At 32.6% G+C, this 18936-nt stretch carries 18 protein-coding genes; 9 read left to right on the forward strand and 9 right to left on the reverse strand.

Going from position 1 to position 18936, the window contains the following annotated elements; all coding sequences use genetic code 11:
* Window positions 1-44 precede the first annotated feature (44 nt).
* The 3 genes from APR43_RS04245 to APR43_RS04255 all read right to left on the reverse strand — a co-directional run bounded on the left by APR43_RS04245 (window position 45) and on the right by APR43_RS04255 (window position 1869).
* Window positions 45-341, reverse strand: coding sequence for a putative quinol monooxygenase (locus APR43_RS04245; RefSeq protein WP_053472655.1), 297 nt, complete (start codon window positions 339-341; stop codon window positions 45-47).
* A 139-nt stretch (window positions 342-480) separates the two neighbouring features.
* Complete coding sequence (locus APR43_RS04250; RefSeq protein WP_053472654.1) at window positions 481-999, reverse strand: hypothetical protein; 519 nt, start codon at window positions 997-999, stop codon at window positions 481-483.
* A gap of 42 nt (window positions 1000-1041) precedes the next feature.
* On the reverse strand, window positions 1042-1869 hold the full coding sequence (locus APR43_RS04255; protein ID WP_053472653.1) for an S-adenosyl-l-methionine hydroxide adenosyltransferase family protein: 828 nt from the start codon (window positions 1867-1869) through the stop codon (window positions 1042-1044).
* 182 nt (window positions 1870-2051) lie between these two features.
* On the opposite strand from APR43_RS04255, the gene APR43_RS04260 reads away from it, so the two are divergent.
* From APR43_RS04260 to APR43_RS04290, 7 genes are all read left to right on the forward strand, one after another.
* The gene (locus tag APR43_RS04260) at window positions 2052-3002 is read left to right on the forward strand and encodes a PhoH family protein (RefSeq protein WP_053472652.1); all 951 of its coding nucleotides are present in this window, start codon (window positions 2052-2054) and stop codon (window positions 3000-3002) included.
* Between the two features lie 133 nt (window positions 3003-3135).
* Window positions 3136-3621 carry a hypothetical protein gene (locus tag APR43_RS04265; protein WP_053472651.1) on the forward strand — a complete coding sequence of 162 codons (486 nt, stop codon included), beginning with the start codon at window positions 3136-3138 and terminating at the stop codon, window positions 3619-3621.
* A complete protein-coding gene (locus APR43_RS04270) occupies window positions 3618-3980 on the forward strand; it encodes a DUF1801 domain-containing protein (RefSeq protein WP_053472650.1) in 363 nt (120 codons plus the stop codon). The genes APR43_RS04265 and APR43_RS04270 overlap by 4 nt, the downstream gene beginning before the upstream one ends.
* 137 nt (window positions 3981-4117) lie before the next feature.
* Window positions 4118-4942: a Cof-type HAD-IIB family hydrolase gene (locus APR43_RS04275; RefSeq protein ID WP_053472649.1), complete on the forward strand. Its 825-nt coding sequence runs from the start codon at window positions 4118-4120 to the stop codon at window positions 4940-4942.
* Between the two features lie 302 nt (window positions 4943-5244).
* Window positions 5245-6198 carry a phosphoribosylaminoimidazolesuccinocarboxamide synthase gene (locus APR43_RS04280; protein WP_053472648.1) on the forward strand — a complete coding sequence of 318 codons (954 nt, stop codon included), beginning with the start codon at window positions 5245-5247 and terminating at the stop codon, window positions 6196-6198.
* A gap of 32 nt (window positions 6199-6230) precedes the next feature.
* Window positions 6231-7361: a glycoside hydrolase family 26 protein gene (locus APR43_RS04285; protein WP_053472647.1), complete on the forward strand. Its 1131-nt coding sequence runs from the start codon at window positions 6231-6233 to the stop codon at window positions 7359-7361.
* 465 nt (window positions 7362-7826) lie between these two features.
* The gene (locus APR43_RS04290) at window positions 7827-8213 is read left to right on the forward strand and encodes an ankyrin repeat domain-containing protein (protein ID WP_053472646.1); all 387 of its coding nucleotides are present in this window, start codon (window positions 7827-7829) and stop codon (window positions 8211-8213) included.
* Between the two features lie 476 nt (window positions 8214-8689).
* Here the strand turns inward: APR43_RS04290 and APR43_RS04295 are convergent, their stop codons facing one another.
* The 6 genes from APR43_RS04295 to APR43_RS04320 all read right to left on the reverse strand — a co-directional run bounded on the left by APR43_RS04295 (window position 8690) and on the right by APR43_RS04320 (window position 17414).
* Window positions 8690-11788: an efflux RND transporter permease subunit gene (locus APR43_RS04295; RefSeq protein WP_053472645.1), complete on the reverse strand. Its 3099-nt coding sequence runs from the start codon at window positions 11786-11788 to the stop codon at window positions 8690-8692.
* Between the two features lie 3 nt (window positions 11789-11791).
* Window positions 11792-12877, reverse strand: a complete 1086-nt coding sequence (locus tag APR43_RS04300; protein WP_053472644.1) for an efflux RND transporter periplasmic adaptor subunit — start codon at window positions 12875-12877, stop codon at window positions 11792-11794.
* A 12-nt stretch (window positions 12878-12889) separates the two neighbouring features.
* A complete protein-coding gene (locus tag APR43_RS04305; protein ID WP_053472643.1) occupies window positions 12890-14137 on the reverse strand; it encodes a TolC family protein in 1248 nt (415 codons plus the stop codon).
* A gap of 87 nt (window positions 14138-14224) precedes the next feature.
* Entirely contained in the window at window positions 14225-15586 is a 1362-nt protein-coding gene (locus APR43_RS04310) for a sensor histidine kinase (RefSeq protein ID WP_053472642.1), read from the reverse strand.
* Window positions 15583-16263 carry a response regulator transcription factor gene (locus APR43_RS04315; RefSeq protein ID WP_053472641.1) on the reverse strand — a complete coding sequence of 227 codons (681 nt, stop codon included), beginning with the start codon at window positions 16261-16263 and terminating at the stop codon, window positions 15583-15585. The genes APR43_RS04310 and APR43_RS04315 overlap by 4 nt, the downstream gene beginning before the upstream one ends.
* Window positions 16264-16325: 62 nt before the next feature.
* Window positions 16326-17414 carry a M42 family metallopeptidase gene (locus APR43_RS04320; protein WP_053472640.1) on the reverse strand — a complete coding sequence of 363 codons (1089 nt, stop codon included), beginning with the start codon at window positions 17412-17414 and terminating at the stop codon, window positions 16326-16328.
* Window positions 17415-17495: 81 nt separating this feature from the next.
* Here APR43_RS04320 and APR43_RS04325 point away from each other — a divergent pair, with 81 nt between their 5' ends.
* Together APR43_RS04325 and APR43_RS04330 are read left to right on the forward strand one after the other, a co-directional pair.
* The gene (locus tag APR43_RS04325) at window positions 17496-18176 is read left to right on the forward strand and encodes a DUF4294 domain-containing protein (protein ID WP_053472639.1); all 681 of its coding nucleotides are present in this window, start codon (window positions 17496-17498) and stop codon (window positions 18174-18176) included.
* A 329-nt stretch (window positions 18177-18505) separates the two neighbouring features.
* Window positions 18506-18799: a hypothetical protein gene (locus tag APR43_RS04330; RefSeq protein WP_053472638.1), complete on the forward strand. Its 294-nt coding sequence runs from the start codon at window positions 18506-18508 to the stop codon at window positions 18797-18799.
* Window positions 18800-18936 lie beyond the last annotated feature (137 nt).

Raw genomic sequence — 18936 nt, forward strand, 5'->3', positions numbered from 1 at the left:
CATGTTTCAAGTTGCCCGCTTAACGTGAAACTTGAAACATGAAACTAATTTAAGCTAACCAATTTATCCACACTCCACGCTTCTGGTTTTGCGTTGAATAGTTTTTTTGTAAAATCCCAAACTGTATTAAATAATTCAGATTGTCTGTAATTTTCTAAATCTTGTTCGGTTTCCCAATAACTATAGGTAAAGAAAATACATTTATCATTTTTATCCTGATACAATTCTAAAAAACGATTTCCGTCTGCATTTCGTATTTTATCTTTTACCGATTCAAAATTCTCCAGAAAATCAGGAATTTTTTCTTCGTGAAAACTCATTTTTACTATTCTTACGAACATGTATTCAATTTTAGATTTTAGATTGTTGATTTTAGATTTGTTCGAAACCTAAAAGTCTTACGGGTGCGCAAAAATACCAAAATTGATTGTTGTTTTTTATAAAAATTATAATTGTTGTGTAAAAATAAGTTCTATGTGGCTAGCTAGACTTTATAACTGCTTTTAATTTAAATTTTTTCTGATTTCTTTCATTCATTGTAGTAATGATTTCACCATTAAAAAATTTCTTTAAAAATTCCCAACTGCTGGCATTAACACCACCGTTTCCATTTTTGTCAAGATTAACAAGGATGTCAAGATTGCCAATGAATTCGAGATTATCACGAAATTTCATAAAATCTTTTCTCCATATAATAAGTGCATATGTCCCTAACAGACATGGTTTTATTTCAGGATGATGTTCCCACATATTTATGAGATCTTGATCTGAATAGTTATAAAGATTGGTTTTGGTCATATTTCCTACTCCAAAAAAATCTAGATTCTTAACTGTTTCTATAGTCGGTTTTTGGATATCATTATAATCTAAAAGAGAAAAAGTGTAACTATGAGGACTTACAGTTTTATTGGTACTTGTACAGAGAAGAATGTTGTATTTATTATCTGTATTTGTAAATGTCAAAAGATTTCCTCGATCTATATCTTTAATTTTTTCCATCTGAAGGCCTTTCTTTAATATGGAATTAATAATTTAAATTTTCTATGAAAATTTGATAGTAATCACATCACGATAATTCAGTCCCAACAAACTATTTGCAGAACCCACTTTTGATGGATTACTTCTAAAAATAGCAATTTCAAGAAAACCGGCTTCATTAAAAATGGCCAGTTTCTCGCCTTCATAAGTTTTAATTGGATATTTGTCTGAAGTCGCAATAGCCGAATAATTTGGCAGAATCGTTTTAATACTTTTTGGCTTCATCACAATTTCATACGGACGACCTTTAGCTACCTCTAAAAATTGTTGTTTTGAAATATTAGTAACAACGTTTCCAAAATGATCAATATAAATAACGTAACCTTTTAATGAATTCCCATCGGCTGCAACTACGGCTTGTAATTCGGTTACTTCTTTAACTGCTGGAATTTCTTTGCCAATAACATTCAGTAAACCGCCTTTTGCAATATGGCAGGCAACCTGAATAAAAATATCCAAATCACTGAATTCAATGGGAAAACGATCATGAATATTGATTTCTACAATTTTTTGCGGTACAATCTTCTGCGTAAGCATGCTTAAAATTCCGTTATCGGCACAAATAAAGAAATGATCGTTCCATTGCATGGCGATATGCTGGTTCTCTTTATTGCGTTCAATATCGACTCCAATTAAGTGTACAGTCCCTTTTGGAAAACTCAAATAAGAGGCTCCAACAATGTAACTTGCTTCGGCAGTGTTAAATGGATCAATGTCATGCGAAATATCAATAATTTTTGCCTCTGGAAGTTCAGAAATGATTTTACCCTTCAGCGAACCCACAAAGTGATCTTTTAAGCCGTAATCAGTAGTGAGGGTAATTATTGACATCATTTTGTTTATAACTATTGATAGTATTTAAATCTAATTTTCATTAAATTTGAGAAATGCAAATCTAATAATACTAAATGCAAATTGAAAGTAGAAAAAACAAATTGCACTTAAAGATATGAACATACCCGACAACAATAGATTTTCAAAACAAATTTATTTTTAATTTAAATTTATCTCATTTGAACGAAAGAATTATCGAGCTTATAGACATCGCTCCAAAAGACTTTTGGGGCGCGCAGGATTCTCATCTTGAAATAATTAAAAAGTACTACCCAAAGCTTAAAATCGTAGCGCGAGGGACAACTTTAAAAGCCTTTGGCGAAAAAGATGTTTTAGATGAATTCGAAAAGAGATTTCAGAGGCTTATGCTTCATTTTACCAGATACAACAACATTGATGATAATGTAATTGAACGTGTAATAATGAGTGATGGTCAGGATGAAAAAAAAGCATACGATCATGACAAAATATTAGTTCACGGAGTTGGCGGTAAGATTATTAAAGCCATGACACCTAACCAGCAGTTACTGGTAGATACCATCAGAAAAAATGATATGGTATTTGCAATTGGTCCTGCCGGAACCGGAAAAACTTACACGGGTGTTGCAATGGCTGTTAAAGCACTTAAAGACAAAGAAGTAAAAAGGATTATATTAACGCGTCCGGCGGTAGAAGCAGGTGAAAATCTTGGTTTTTTACCCGGCGATATGAAAGAAAAGCTAGATCCTTACATGCAGCCTCTTTATGATGCTTTGAGAGATATGTTACCAAACGAAAAACTCGAAGATTACATTTTGAAAGGAATTATTCAGATTGCGCCTTTGGCATTTATGCGCGGGCGAACACTTGATAACGCCTTTGTAATTCTGGATGAAGCGCAGAATACAACGCACTCACAAATGAAGATGTTTTTGACCCGTATGGGAAAAAACGCCAAATTTATGATTACGGGAGATCCTGGTCAGGTCGATTTACCACGCAGAACTATTTCGGGTCTTAAAGAAGCTATTTTAGTTCTTAAAGATATAGACGGCATCGGAATTATTTATCTTGATGATAAAGATATCGTACGCCACAGATTAGTGAAAAAGGTAATCGACGCTTATAAGCAAATAGAAAACCACGACTAAGTTTTATTTTTAGTGAAATGTTAAATGTAAATCGTAAAATGTGTTTTAACATTTATTAATATTCGTTTTATTTATCTTCTTTTTAGAGATGAGTAAAACGAATATTTTTTTTTGAATTTTTAAAGAGCCATAAATGACAAACAGAATATTTGGGATAGTATTATTTGCAGTTTTTATTTCATGCAAAAAACATGATAACCTGCCTAATAAATTTCTCGGAACTTGGCATGATACTGAATATATAGTTCCTGGAAAATCAAGTATTAAAATAAATACTGATAGTACTTTTTATTATAGAAGTGCGGGCTGTGATTGGAGAGTGTTTTCAAAAGGAAAATGGAGGATGATTGGAGATACTATCGAATTAAACAGTACAAAAATAGATACTTGTTATGTAGCTTTTCCTTTTGCAGATTGTATTTTCTTTGAAAGACAGGATAAAAAACCCTTGTTAACAATTCCAAATTGTGAACCAGATGAGACGAAAAGTTTTTGCCTTTTTACAAAAGAAAAATTCTATATTAAAAATGACTCATTGGTTTATAGATTTAAAGCGAGCTCTAAATGTCTTGACACATTAAAAATTGTTTTTGCTAAAACTCAAAAGCTCAGAAAATGAAACCACTAGATGATTTCTACCTTAATCAAGAAGAACCCATTAAAGGAACATTTCTGGCATTAAAAGATATTATATTAAAACAAGACAAAGACATTACACATGTTTTAAAATACGGAATGCCCTTTTTCTGTTATAAAGGAAAAATGTTCTGCTATTTATGGATTCACAAAAAACTGAAACAGCCGTATATTGGAATTGTGGAAGGAAAACATTTTGAAGAATCTTTTTTGATTCAGGAAAAAAGATCGAGAATGAAAATTATGAAGTTTAATTCTGAGGAAGATTTGCCTTTAGAACAGATTGAATTCGTTATTCAGAAAGCGATAAATTTATACAAATCTGGAATAATTAAAGTTTAATTGTTTAAAATGCAGTATTTAACGGAATAGTTAAATAAATAATAAACTTGCTCCATTTTTGGCTTTCAAGGCTTGTAATCTTTGCTCAGCTGAGCGTAAAGCCGTAAATTTGCACATCATAAATATTTGATATTGATATGACAAAACTTAAAAATATAAAAGTTGTAGTAAGTGATTTAGACGGAACTTTACTTAACACTCAACACAAAATTTCAGATTATACCAAATCCATTTTTCAGGAACTTCACAATCAAGGTTATCTTTTAGTTGTTGCAACAGGCCGTCATCATCTTGATGCAATGGCTATTGTTGAAACACTTGGAGTTCCAGTTTATTTAGTGAGTTCAAATGGAGCGAGGATTCATTCACCAAATAAAGAAGAGCTTTTTGCATTTAACTTAAATAGTGATGTTGTAAAAGCAGCTTTAAATGTAGAAATAGATCCTGAAATCACAGTAGTTTTATTCAAAGAAAATGTTTGGCAGACCAACAGAATAAGCGAAAAACTAAATGCTTATCAGTCAGAATTAAATTATCGTCCGGAATTAGTGGATTATAAAAAGCTGGAAGATTTTGGAGCCATTAAAATATTCTTTTCATGCGATAACCATGAAAAATTAGTAAAACTAAAAGATGACGTTTTAGCCAATTCTTCAGAACATTTGCACCATGCATTCAGTTTACCAACTTGTTTGGAATTTATGGACAAGTCAATAGATAAAGCCGTTGCAATTGAACAAGTTTTGGAAAAAGAAGGTTTCACTTTAGCCGAAGCAGTTTCATTTGGAGACGGTTTTAATGATGTTCAAATGTTATCAGCGTCTGGAAAAGGGTTAATTATGGGCAATGCACCCGCATTATTAAAAGAAACTTTACCTGATTTAGAAGTTATTAAAACAAATGCCGAAGATGGCGTAGCAAAATATATCGCTTCAAAAATATTAGACAAAGAACTAGTCTAGAACTTTTTTTGCCACGAATTACACAAATTTCCACGAATTTTTTAATTAGCAAATCAACTCGACTACTTCAACAAATAATTCGTGAAAATTCGTGCAATTCGTGGCAAACCAAACACAAATTATCACAAATTTTTAGCTGGTTAATCAGCTCAATTACTTCACTAAATAATTCGTGAAAATTTGTGTAATTCGTGGCAAACCAAACACAAATTATCATATTTCTTATTTATCTTTTTCTTTGATGATGTAACTCTCTGAAATAATTTTAAATTTGCATTCATAAAAAACAACACAACAAGATAATGAGCAATACAATTACAACCACAAATTTTAATTTCCCGAACCAGAAATCAGTTTACCGCGGAAAAGTTAGAGAAGTTTATAACATCAATGACGATCTTTTAGTAATGGTAGCAACTGACAGACTTTCGGCATTTGATGTGGTTTTACCAAAAGGAATTCCGTACAAAGGACAAATTTTGAATCAAATTGCAACAAAATTTATGGAATTAACTCAGGATATTGTTCCGAATTGGTTAATTGCAACTCCAGATCCAAACGTTGCTGTTGGACATTTATGCGAGCCTTTTAAAGTAGAAATGGTTATTCGCGGTTATCTTTCAGGACACGCTGCACGTGAATATGCAGCAGGAAGAAAACAAATCTGCGGTGTAGCAATGGCAGAAGGTTTAAAAGAAAATGATAAATTCCCGGAACCAATTATTACACCAACTACAAAAGCAGATAATGGTTCTCATGATGAAGATATTTCTCGTGAAGACATTTTAGCAAAAGGAATTGTTTCAGAAGAAGATTATTTAGTTTTAGAAAAATATACTCGTGCTTTATTTCAAAGAGGAACTGAAATTGCTGCTTCTCGCGGATTAATTTTAGTGGATACTAAATATGAATTCGGAAAAACAAAAGACGGAGTAATTGTTTTAATTGATGAAATTCATACTCCGGATTCTTCACGTTATTTTTATGCAGAAGGATATGCAGAAAGACAAGAAAAAGGAGAGGAGCAAAAACAACTTTCTAAAGAATTTGTGCGCCGCTGGTTAATAGAAAACGGTTTTCAAGGACAAGAAGGACAGCAGATTCCAGATATGACAGACGCTTATATCGAATCCGTTTCTGAAAGATATATCGAGTTGTATGAGAATATTTTAGGAGAAAAATTTGTGAAAGCTGATATTGATAATATTGACCAACGTATTGATAAAAACGTATTACAATACTTAAGTTCTAAATAGTAATTTTCGGGTTTAAACGAACTATTTAAACCATGAACCTTATTTCAAATAAAAAAAATGCCTTGTTATCTCTATGTATGATAACAGGGCATTTTCTTTTTGCGCAAATCGATAAAAATGCAACAAAAGAAACCAAAATTTTATATCACAATTTAAAAGCTATTTCAAAAGAACATATTCTGTTTGGCCACCAACATGCTTTAGAATATGGCCACGGATGGAGTAATGAATCCAACAAATCAGATGTAAAATTAGTTACCGGTTCACATCCTGCAGTTGTTGGAATTGATTTCAGCGGTTTTTCAGGACATTCAAAAGAAGAAATTGAAAATACAAAAACAGTTTTAAAAAAGAACGTTATTGATACTTATGAACGTGGCGGAATCACAACTGTTTCGTGGCATTTTAATAATCCGGTTTCCAAAAATGGGTTTTATTGGAAAGATTCTGTTTCGGTTGCAGCAATGTCATTAATCAAAAAAGGAGGTTCGCATCACGAACAATACAAGGAAATTTTAAAAACTATTGCCGATTTTGCTAATTCTGTAAAAGCAAAAGACGGAAAATTGGTTCCAATGATTTTCAGGCCTTTTCATGAATTTGACGGTGATTGGTTTTGGTGGGGAAAAAAATGTACTTCCCGCGAAGATTTTATAGAAGTCTGGCAGTTTACAGTTTCGTATTTAAGAGATACTTTAAAAGTCCATAATTTTATTTACGCCTTTTCTCCAGATAATCGATTTAATTCTGAATCAGAGTATTTAGAACGTTATCCCGGCGATGATTATGTAGATTTATTTGGAATGGACGATTACGGCGATTTTGGACGTGATGGAAAATATGATTTAGATGCTGGAATTAAAAAACTCAAAATCATATCTGATATTGCTATTCAAAAGAAAAAACTTGCCGCTTTTACAGAAACAGGTTTAGAATCTATTCCTAATGAAAAATGGTGGACAGAAACGCTGTTGAAATCCCTGCAAAAAGAAAAAATAGAACTCTGCTATGTTTTAGTCTGGAGAAATGATGCCAAAAGTCCAACACATTATTATGCTCCATTTCCTGGGCAGATAAGCGAAAAAGATTTTCTTAAATTCTATAATGATCCCTACACTTTATTTGAAAACGATTTAAAGAACATTTATAAGAGAAAATTTTAATAATTTCCTCTTTTTTTTAATTCATGACTAAAAACTATTTCGTTGTAATTTAGGATTTTTCCTATTTTATATACCTGTTGCGAAAGTTTTTTATTTTAGTGAGAAATCCACAAAATCTTGCTTAAAAATTTTGTTTTAATGAAAAATTTCTGCCTTTTTTGAGCATAATAATATTGTATAGTTAAAAAGGTAGAGTATTGCTTTTAATTTTTCTTAAAAAATCTATCACCTAAAATGAAAAAATATTTGAATTCGTGTAACATTTCTACATTTGCAGCGTCTTTTATATAGAATTTCAATTTTAGAAAGACAATATTTCGAATTCATTAATAAAACGTTAAGAATTAGTTAAAACAAGGTACTTTGTAATACAAGTTACTAAAATTAGATTACATTTGTCAAGAATTTAAAAGTAATTCATTATCAATCAAATAATTATCAATCAATTTAACAAACCCAATCATTATGAAAAATTCAGTTATTTATTTAGGATTAGCTTTAGTAACATTTGTAAATGTAGCAACAGCTTCAAATAACACATCAGTAGTTAAAAATCAAGTTGCAGTATCAGCTGTATACGATGACGGAACACCCCTAGTAGTTGCTGTAAGCAAAGGAGATATCGATACAGTAAAGAAATTTATTGAATATGGTGTTAATGTAAACGAAAAATCAGACGATATGTCTCCATTAATGACTGCAGCTCGTTACAACAAAGTTGAAATCATTAAAGTTTTATTAGCAGCTGGTGCTCGTCCATCAGATAAAAATGAAAAAGGATATACAGCATTAAAATTTGCTCAATTATCAAATGCAACAGAAGCTATTGCACTTTTAAAAGACGCAAAATAATAGTTTAAAAAGTTTGAGTTAGTACACAAACGGCCATCTTTGAGCAGATGGCCGTTTTTTTGTACTCTATTGTTTCGTTGAATAATTTATATAAGCAAAAATAGGCTGTCTCAAAAGTGAGTCAGTTCTTTTACTATAATTATTTTATTTTTTATAGTGACTTAATTGGTCACTTTTTGATATCCGATTTATCATTCCATAGGAATGTTTCGTAGGTAGAAAAAAAATAACGGTTAGCCACATTTACGTTCCGTTGGAAAGTTTGACAGCTCAGTTTATTAAAGACAATGTCCAAAATCAAACGTTCCAACGGAACGTAAACCATTAATAACAATATAATCTTCTACCAATGAAATGTTCCTACAGAACAAAGGAAACATGTAAAATAACAAAGAGGCTGTCTCAAAGTTGAGACAGCCTCTTTTCTTTCTAAACCAAATTAATCTAACCAAAAATTAATTTTATTGTAAATGCAGCTATTCTATAGGAGCATGTTTTTTCTTGTTGAATATCCAGAATAAAATTGGGAATACTAATAACGTCAGGATTGTTGCTGTTACCAATCCTCCAATAATTACAATTGCAAGAGGTTTTTGAGATTCAGAACCAATTCCTGTTGAAATTGCTGCCGGCATTAAACCTATGGAAGCCATAAGTGCAGTCATAACTACGGCTCTTGTTCTTGCTTTTACTCCCATAAAAATGGATTCTTCAAGGGAGAATTTTGCCTTGAGATTATGATGGAATTCTGATATCAGAATTACTCCATTTTGAATACAAATTCCCAGTAAAGCAATAAATCCAACTCCTGCCGAAATTCCGAAATTCATTCCGGTTAAGTGTAAGGCAATAATTCCTCCAATTACAGCAAACGGAACATTAGCTAAAACTAATAGAGAATCTTTGAAATTTCCAAACAAAATAAACAACAGCACAAATATTCCAATTAAACTGATTGGCACAACCTGAGCCAGACGCGCACTGGCACGAACCTGATTTTCAAATTCTCCAGTCCAGCCTGTTGTATATCCTGGCGGCATTTTTACTTCTGCCACTTTAGATTGTGCCTCGGCAATAGTACTTCCTAAATCTCGGTCACGAACAGAGAATTTTACTCCAATAAAACGTTTTGTATTATCTCTGTAAATAAAAGCCGGACCAGTTATCGTTTTAATATCGCAGATTTCTTTCAACGGAATTTTTGCTCCGCTGATGGTTGGTACTTTTAATTCTGCCAAATCTTCTTCATCTTTACGGTATTCTTTAGAAAAACGAACTCTGACATCAAATTTCTTTTCATCCTCATATTTTTGAGTGGCTGTTTTTCCTCCAAAAGCCAATTCTAAAACCGCTTGTGCATCGCTTAATGTTACGCCATAAGCTGCCATTTTTTCTCTGTCGAGAATTACACTAATTTCCGGCTGACCAACATTTCTAAGAATTCCGACATCTTTAATACCAGGAATATTTTTGATTTTTTCCAGAACCTGATTAGACAATTCATCTAATTTATCTAAATCATCACCATAAATTTTAACTGCATTTGAAGCTTTAAAACCAGCAACAGATTCCGCAACGTTATCAATAACAGGCTGAGAATAATTATAAGTAATTCCCTGATGAACTTTTAATTTGTCATCCATTTCATTAATTAAACCATCCATCGTGATTTTTCGTGTCCATTCTGATTTTGGTTTCAAATCAACCTGAAGCTGAATAAATCCAAAACCATTCGGGTCTGTTCCGTCATTGCTTCGTCCGGTTTGCGAAAGCACATTTTTTACTTCGGGAAAACTTTCCAGATCTTTTCTGATCATCGCCGCGGTTTTCACACTTTCGGGTAATGAAGTACTCATCGGTAATTCTGCCGTTACCCATAACGCACCTTCATTTAACTGCGGTAAAAACTCTGTTCCTAAAAATGTTGCTGAGAAAAAAGTCGCAGCAATCACACTTAATGAAATCACTAAAGTTTTTACTTTATGCTTAAAGGTCCAGGCAAAACCTTTTGCAACATTTCTGTCCCAAAAGTTTACAAACGGGTTATTTTTTTCTTTTACGTTTTTATTCAATAAAATATGAGATAAAACCGGAACCAAAGTCAAGGTAAAAAGTAAAGCTCCCATTAAAGCAAATCCTAATGTATAGGCCAGAGGAGAGAACATTTTTCCTTCTACTTTCTGGAATGAGAAAATTGGTAATAAAGCGGTAATAATAATTAATTTAGAGAAAAAGATGGCTTTACCCATTTCTGTTCCCGTTTTCTTAATAATGCTTCCTTTTGCAATTTTATTATAAGCCGTCATTCCTAATTGATGCGCCCGATGATCGAGTACAACAAATAATCCTTCAACCATAACAACCGCTCCATCAATAATAATCCCGAAATCGACCGCACCTAAACTCAATAAGTTGGCGCTCATTCCCATCATTTTTAGACATAAAAAAGCAAATAACAAAGAAAGAGGAATTACAATAGAAACCGTAAAAGTAGTTCTCCAGTCGGCCATGAAAAGAAACACAACGCACGTAACCAGAATAATACCTTCAAATAGATTATGCATTACCGTTTCGGTAGTGAAATTCATTAAGTTATCACGATCATAAAAAGTTTCAATCTTAATATCCTTCGGAAGAACATTATCATTCAAATCCTTTATTTTATCTTTAATCAAGGCTAAAGTTTCCTGAGCATTTTCTCCTTTACGCATTACAACAATCCCTTCAACGGCATCATCATTTTTACCAATTCCGGTTTGCCCGACTCTCGGCATCGAACTTTCATAAACTGAAGCTACATTTTTTACCAAAATTGGATTTCCGTGAGCATCATCTACAATAATGTTTTCAATGTCTGATATTGATTTTAAAAGCCCAACACCACGAACTACAAAAGCCTGTCCGTTTTTTTCGATAATATCACCACCAACATTTAAGTTTCCTGAATTTACAGCATTATAAACCTGAAGCGGCGTAATATTGTATTTAGCTAATTTTACAGGATCAACACCAACTTCATAAGTTTTTGTTTGCCCTCCAAACACATTCAAATCAGCAACTCCGGGAACGGCACGCAATTGTTTGTCAATAACCCAGTTTTGGTAAGTCAATAATTCACGGCTGTCACGGCTGTTACTTTTTACAATATATCTGAAAATTTCACCAGTTGGTCCGTAAGGCGGCTGAACGTCTGGTTCAACATCATCAGGAAGTGTCACATTTTTAAGCAAATTATTTACTTGAAAACGCGCAAAGGTATCATCGACACCATCATCAAAAATAATTTTGATAACAGATAAACCAAACATCGTAATACTTCTAACGCTTGTTTTTTTCTGAACCGAGTTCATCGAGATTTCGATAGGAGTAGTCACAAAACGCTCGACTTCTTCGGCACTTTTACCATTCCATTGCGTAATGATAATAATTTGAGTATTCGTTACGTCTGGAAAAGCGTCAATGGGCATATTTTTAAAGGAAATGAATCCGGCAACAGCCAATATTCCTACCCAAAAAAAGGTAAATGCTTTATTCTTAAGTGAAAAAGCAATTATATTTCGTATGAATTTGTTCATGTCTTAATCGTTTAAAGCGCGATAAATAAATAATTGATTATTGGTAATGACTTTTTCATTTTCCTTTAAACCGCTTGAAATGTAAGTTGTGTCGCCAACAACTCTGTAAACTTCAACTTGTCTTGTTTCGATATTATGACGATCTTTAAATATCATGACGAAATTTTTACTTTTATCAAAAACTATAGCATTGCTTGGAATTGCAATCATTGATTCATTCTCGTTATAGGATAATTTGATATTGGCATTCATATCTGGTTTTAATAAAAATCCCGGATTTTGAAGTTTAATGCGTGCCTGCATCGCTTTGGTTTCAGGATCAATTACATTGAAAATTTTATCCACTTTTCCTTTAAAAACTTTATCAGGATAACTTAAGGTTGTTACACTTGCATCAATTCCTAACTTAATTTTATTGATGTCAATTTCATTAATATTAGCCATCGCCCAAACTTCACTGATTTCAGCAATGTCAAAAATATTCTCAGAACGGTCAGAACGTAAAAGCATATCCTGATTGATACTTTTTTGAATAATAAATCCGCTGATTGGTGCCGTTACTTCATAAATAGAACCCGCTTTAATATTATATATTTTATAGGTTTCCTGAATTTTACTCAATTGAGACTGTGCTTTATTTACTTCGGCTTTTGCCTGCAGCACATCACTTTCAGAATTTAATTTTCCGTCAAATAATTCCTGAGCCACTTTTAAATTATTTTTCGCAACCAGTAAATCACTTTTAGCATCGATAGACTGCTTTTCAAAATCAGCAACATCAGTACTTTTTATAGTGGCTAAAACTTGTCCTTTTTTTACATAATCTCCAAGTTCTACATTTACTTTAATCACGTTTCCGCCCACAAGCGGGTAAACATCAATTAATTTATTGTTGTCGGCTGTTATTTTTCCGTAAAAACTCAATTCGTTTTTTACAGTTTGTTTTTCTGCAGTTGCCGTGCTTGTAGTTTTTAGCATACTATCGCTCAAGGCGAAAGAAGTATTAGTTTGTGGATTTTCTACTTCCTTTTTACAGCTCGTAAGCGATAAGCTTACAATTGCAATTCCTATAATTAGTGTATGTTTCATTATTATTTAATTTTAAAATAAATCCTTGTTGATGGTAGTATTCAATTCTTCGCCTGATAGAGCCAGTTTTTTCTTCAATTCATTTAACTGAATATTAGCTTGATTATAACTTTCCATAAAATCAGTAAATTCTAATAAGCTGATATTTCGTTTTTGAAAATTGGTTAAGATTCCATTATAAACAGCTTCAAAATCGGAGTTTACTGTAGGTTTGATAACCGCATAGTTTTTACGGGATTCATCCCATTTATTCCATGCTGATGTAATTTCAGTTTCCAGTTGAAGTCCAAAATTTTGTTTTTCAACTTTAGATTGTTCCAGAACGACCTGAGCATTTTTAATATTTCCTTTGTTTTTGTTCCAAAGAGGCAGCGGAATTCCAACAGAAACATTTGCCTCTCTATTAAAAGCACCGCTTCGCTGATCGTAGTTTGCACCTAAAGTAATATCAGGAATCGAAAGTGATTTTTGCCATTTTACATTCAGTTCATTGGCTTCAATTTCTTTTTGTTTGGCTAAATAATCAGGACGATTGGCAATAGCATCGTCTTCAAAAGATTTTAAATCAAAAGGAATAATTTTTAAGTATTTATTAAAATCATCTTTAGAAACATCCGGAATAATAGTTTCTGTTGAATTCAACAACAATTTTAAATTTGCCTGCTCTTCAATACTGCTATTCACAACTTCCATTCTTTCATTTTTAAAATTCAGATAAAGAGATTGTAAACGCACAACATCCCGCAACGGAATATTTCCCTTTTGAGCCTGAATAGAGTAGGAGTTGATTAAGTCTTCAATATGAGCAAGCTGCTTATCTGTTATTTCAAGACTTTTTGTATTGTAATAAACCGTATAAAAACTTTGGCGTAACTGCAGTTTTAATGTTCGCAGTAAATCATTAAACTGAAGTTCTGCTAATTGTTCGTTAGTTTGTGCCAGCTTAACTTCATTGCGCTTTTTTCCGCCTAAATAAATTAACTGCTCAATTCCAAAAACTTTTTGGCCTTCTTTCCCAATATCAAAGAATTTGTCTCTTTCAGGATTGTAGGCATTTAATTCTGCAGTAATTGTTGGATTGTCCCATATTCGGGCCTGAATGGTCATGGCTTTTGCAGCATCGATATTATAATGAGATGCCAGCAAAAAAAGATTATTTTTAAGAAACTGGCTCTCACAATCTTGAAGTGTGATTGTTTTTTGAGCCATAACTGCCTGATTTAGGAGTACAAGCAGCAATAATGCATATAGTTTTCTCATTGTATCTATTTTATTTTGTACAAATATGCTATCGCCAGACTTTAAGAGTGCTTAAAATCTACCTTAAAATTAGCTTAAAATAAAATATTAATGAAAGAATAGTTGGAATAAATTTTCCTTATCGTTTGGTATACTGTAACTTATGGAAGATTTATGCAACGTTAAAATACGGTTTACAATACGCAAACCAAGACCAAAACCAGATGTTCCTTTAGAATTTTTTCCGCGCATAAAAGGCTGAAAAAGATTTTTTTGTTCGGCTTCGCTTAAGGTTTTTCCAATATTTAAAACCGAAATAACCAAATGATTTTCCTGAGTGCTTATTTTTACCAAAGCCTGTTTATTATCTGAATAGACACAGGCATTTTTTAAAACATTAATTAAAGCAATCTCAAGAAGGTTTTTATTACCCTTAACTTCTAATGCGGTATCTAAATTGTCACTTTCTTCAATTTCAAATAGAATGATAAATTCAGGAAAGCTTTTCTTTAAATTTTCAATTGCAGAAAATAGAATTTCATCCATTCTGTGAACTTCATTGTCCTCATTATTTTTATTGGTATCAATTTTTGATAATATCAATAAGGAACTAATCAATTCCGTTAAATGATTTACATCTGATAAAATAGTAGTTAAGAAAGTTTTTCCTTTTGCAGATGTTGCAGGATCAGCAACTGTATTTTCTATTTGAGCCGTAATTCTAGAAAGAGGCGTTCTAAGTTCATGCGAAGCGTGAGCCGTAAATTCTTTTTGTTTTTGATAAGAAACCTCAATGCGGTCCATCATGAAATTAAATTCATTGGCAATCAAATCAATTTCATCTTTATTACTTTTTGAAGCAATACGAGTGTCGAGATTATTTTCGTTGATATTTTTTATTTTCTGATGAAATAAACTCAGCGGATTCATAGCCTTTTTTACCATAAACGAAGTTAAAACCCAGCAAATACAAGTAAATAGAATATAAGATATAATGAGAGTATATCTTAAAAAAAGCAGTTTTCTCTTTCCGTAATCATCCGTAGCCGAAATTAAAGCATAAAAATCTTTATCTTTCGTATCATAAAAAACACCGTAAACCTCATAATCACCTTGCTGTTTAAAGAAAGTTTTATGTTTTTTAAGATATTTTAAATCCTCAACAGACCAGTTTATTTTAGCATCGTCAATACTGCTGTAAATAAGTTTAAAATGAGAATCAAAAACCAAAGTCTTTTCGTCATATAACTTATTGATTGAATTTTGATCAATGATCTTTAAAAGCTGATCGTCAACTTCTTTTACATTAACCAAAAGTTTAATGTTCGAAAGTGCTTTAATCTCTAAACGATCCCGAAATTCTTCTTTTCTAAAATTAGAATACAAAACAAAAATCACCGTAGAAGCCAGCCCAAAAAGGATTGTAAACAGTAAACTTACTAAAAGTGATATTCTGTTTTTTAAAGTCATTCTTCGCTGCTTAAATAATACCCGTAGCCAATTTTGGTTCGGATAAGTTTTATCTCGTGATCTTTATCGATTTTTTTTCGAAGGAAATTAATATAAACTTCAATCGTATTTTGATTCGTTTCGATATGATAATCCCAAAGTTTATCAGCAATAAATTGTTTTGACAAAACTTTTCCTTTGGCATGAGCCAAAATTAAAATCAATTTAAACTCTTTTGGAGTAAGTTTAATTTCTTCACCAGAGCGAAAAACCTTCATTTCTTCTTCCAGAATTTCTAAATCCTCAATAATAATTTTCTTTTCTGTTTGCTGCGGAATTTCCTTTCTCCTTAATAAAGATAAAATTCGGGCGTACAATTCATCAAAATGAAAAGGTTTCACCAAATAATCATCCGCACCATTATCAAAAGAAGCCAGTTTATCTTCAATTTCACTAAAAGCCGTCAGCATTATAATAGGAGTCTTTTTATCAACCTCTCTAATTCCTTTACAGACATCAATACCGTTTGTGCCGGGAACATTAATATCGAGAATGATTAAATCATACTCATAAGGAAAATATTTTTTTAATAATAAAGAACCATCATAATAAGGTATACACTCGAATTCTTTAGTAGTAAAGAATGCGGAGATTTCTTTAGATAAAGTAAAATCATCTTCGAGTAGTAAAATTTTCATGCTTTGTTGGTTAATAAATTCGGCTGTTTGTTTTAACAGCCGAATTTATGTTTCTAAAAATATTATTTAAAATAAGAAAAACTTTGATTGTTTTCTATTTTCAACAGCGATTCATAAATCAACTGAATCACATTTTCCACATCTTCTTTGTGAACCATTTCAACCGTTGTGTGCATATAACGCAACGGAAGAGAAATCAATGCCGATGCTACACCGCCATTGCTATAAGCAAAAGCATCAGTATCAGTTCCGGTCGCTCTCGATGTTGCATGACGCTGAAACGGAATTTTATTTTCTTCGGCAGTATCTACAATTAAATCGCGAAGTTTATTTTGAATAGCTGGAGAATAAGCAATAACAGGCCCTTTTCCCATTTTCAAATCACCTTCAACCTTTTTATCAATCATTGGAGTAGTAGTATCGTGACAAACATCGGTCACAATCGCAACGTTTGGTTTAATCGTATGCGCAATCATTTCGGCACCACGAAGACCAATTTCTTCCTGAACCGAGTTCACAATATATAAACCAAAAGGAAGTGTCTTTTTATTTTCATGCAATAAACGAGCAACTTCCGCAATCATGAATCCGCCCATTCTGTTATCAATCGCGCGACAGACAAATTTGTTTTCATTCAAAATCATAAATTCATCAGGATACGTAATCACACAACCCACATGAACACCCATTGCTTCAACCTGCTCCTTAGTTTCACAGCCTAAATCAATAAAAATATTACTAAGCTTCGGAATTTCCTCTTTATCACGCAAACGAGTATGAATCGCCGGCCATCCAAAAACACCTTTTACAATTCCTTTTTTAGTATGAATATTAACCCTTTTCGAAGGCGCAATTTGATGATCTGAACCACCATTTCTTATTACATATAATAAACCATCATCCGTAATATAATTTACATACCATGAAATTTCATCAGCGTGTCCTTCAATTACAACCTTAAAAGGAGCATCCGGATTAATAACTCCCACAGCCGTGCCATATGTATCCGTAATAAAAGTATCAACATAAGGTTTCAAATAATTCATCCACAATTTTTGCCCTTCACTTTCGTAACCAGTCGGCGAAGCGTTATTTAGATAGCTTTCCAGGAAAGCAACAGAAGTATCAGTTAAGATAGATTTCGTACTCATAAAAATATTTTTGCGCTAATTTATAAATTTGGTATTAGAGTTGTGTATAAATATATAATTTTACATTTAAATTAAGACTCTATGAGATTTACCAGTATTTTGTTTTTACTATTGATTGCATTTACAAGTCAAGCCCAGGTTACTCCAAAAGAAAATCAGGAAATGGGCAATATTTTAACCGAACAAGATTCTATTCTGAATGATACCATTCAGCTGCCCGAGATCATTATCTCAAAAGGAGAGAGAATGAGTGCCGAAGAAATGAAGCAATTTCAGATTCTGCAAAACAGGGTTTATAAAGTGTATCCTTATGCAAGACTTGCTGCAGATAGATTAACGGCACTAAATAACGGAATGGCGCGTTTAAAAACCAATCGTGAAAAAAAGAAGTATTTCAAAATTGTAGAAGACTACCTTAATAATGAATTCGAAGACAGACTTAAAAAACTTTCGAGAAAGCAAGGACAGATTCTTGTAAAATTGGTGCATCGTCAAACTGGGAAAACAACTTATGAGTTAATCAAAAACTTAAAAAGCGGTTTCAAAGCCTTCGTTTCAAATACAACAGCCAATTTATTCGACATAAGTTTAAAGACCGAATACAAACCTTACGATGTAAACGAAGACTATTTAATAGAAACAATCCTCGTCCGCGGCTTCGAATCTGGGCGTTTATTAAATCAAACCCCAGCCAATCCCGTAAACTATAATAACCTCATGGAACATTGGGAAACAAAAGCCAAGGAACTCAACAAAAAATAATACACATATATGGGTATACATATATATTAAGAGTGTAGATTTCATCCCCGCAACCCGACAGGTTTCCAAAACCTGTCGGGTTTATTTTTTATACATATATATGTATAACATTATAATTACGTGCCAATTCTCCGTAGAGACGCACAGCAGTGCGTCTACGTCACGTATAACACGAACTGTTTTGTCTTTAAATGAAATCCCAAAATTATATAATAATGTCAGGCTGAGCGAAGTCGAAGCCTTTTTAAGTTTGGAATTTGGAATTTAAAAGATTTGGAATTTGTTTTTAATAAGGAGCTTAATCCCGCTATCCGTTTCAATCTTTTATTTTGAACCCCAAAATAAAAGGATTTCCACTACTATCGGGGCTAGGGCATAAGTTTCCAGAAGAAAATTTCGAAAGCAAAAGACATTTCCATAAGAAAAAACGAAGAAAAAATAGAAACTTAGCGCCTTTGCGCCTCTGCGAGATTAAAAAGAACAAAGAAAAAACAAGATTTCACGCCTTAGCGCCTTCGCGGCAGAATCAGGCAGAGCGAAGCCAAACAGCCAAAATCCCCAATAAAGATAAAACCACGAAAAAAAAATTACCTTGTAAAAAACGCATAACCAGTGCTTTATAAAAAAGATGGAAAAAATATAAAAAAAAGGCTTGTAAATGTAAATAAAGGTTCTACTTTTGCACCCGCAACAACGAAAGACGTTCCCTGAAATACTGACAAGCCGCTAATCAAAACGAAAAGAAATTTTCGAAAAAAAG

The sequence above is a fragment of the Flavobacterium sp. NLM genome, assembly GCF_002210235.1.
Classification (GTDB): domain Bacteria; phylum Bacteroidota; class Bacteroidia; order Flavobacteriales; family Flavobacteriaceae; genus Flavobacterium; species Flavobacterium panici.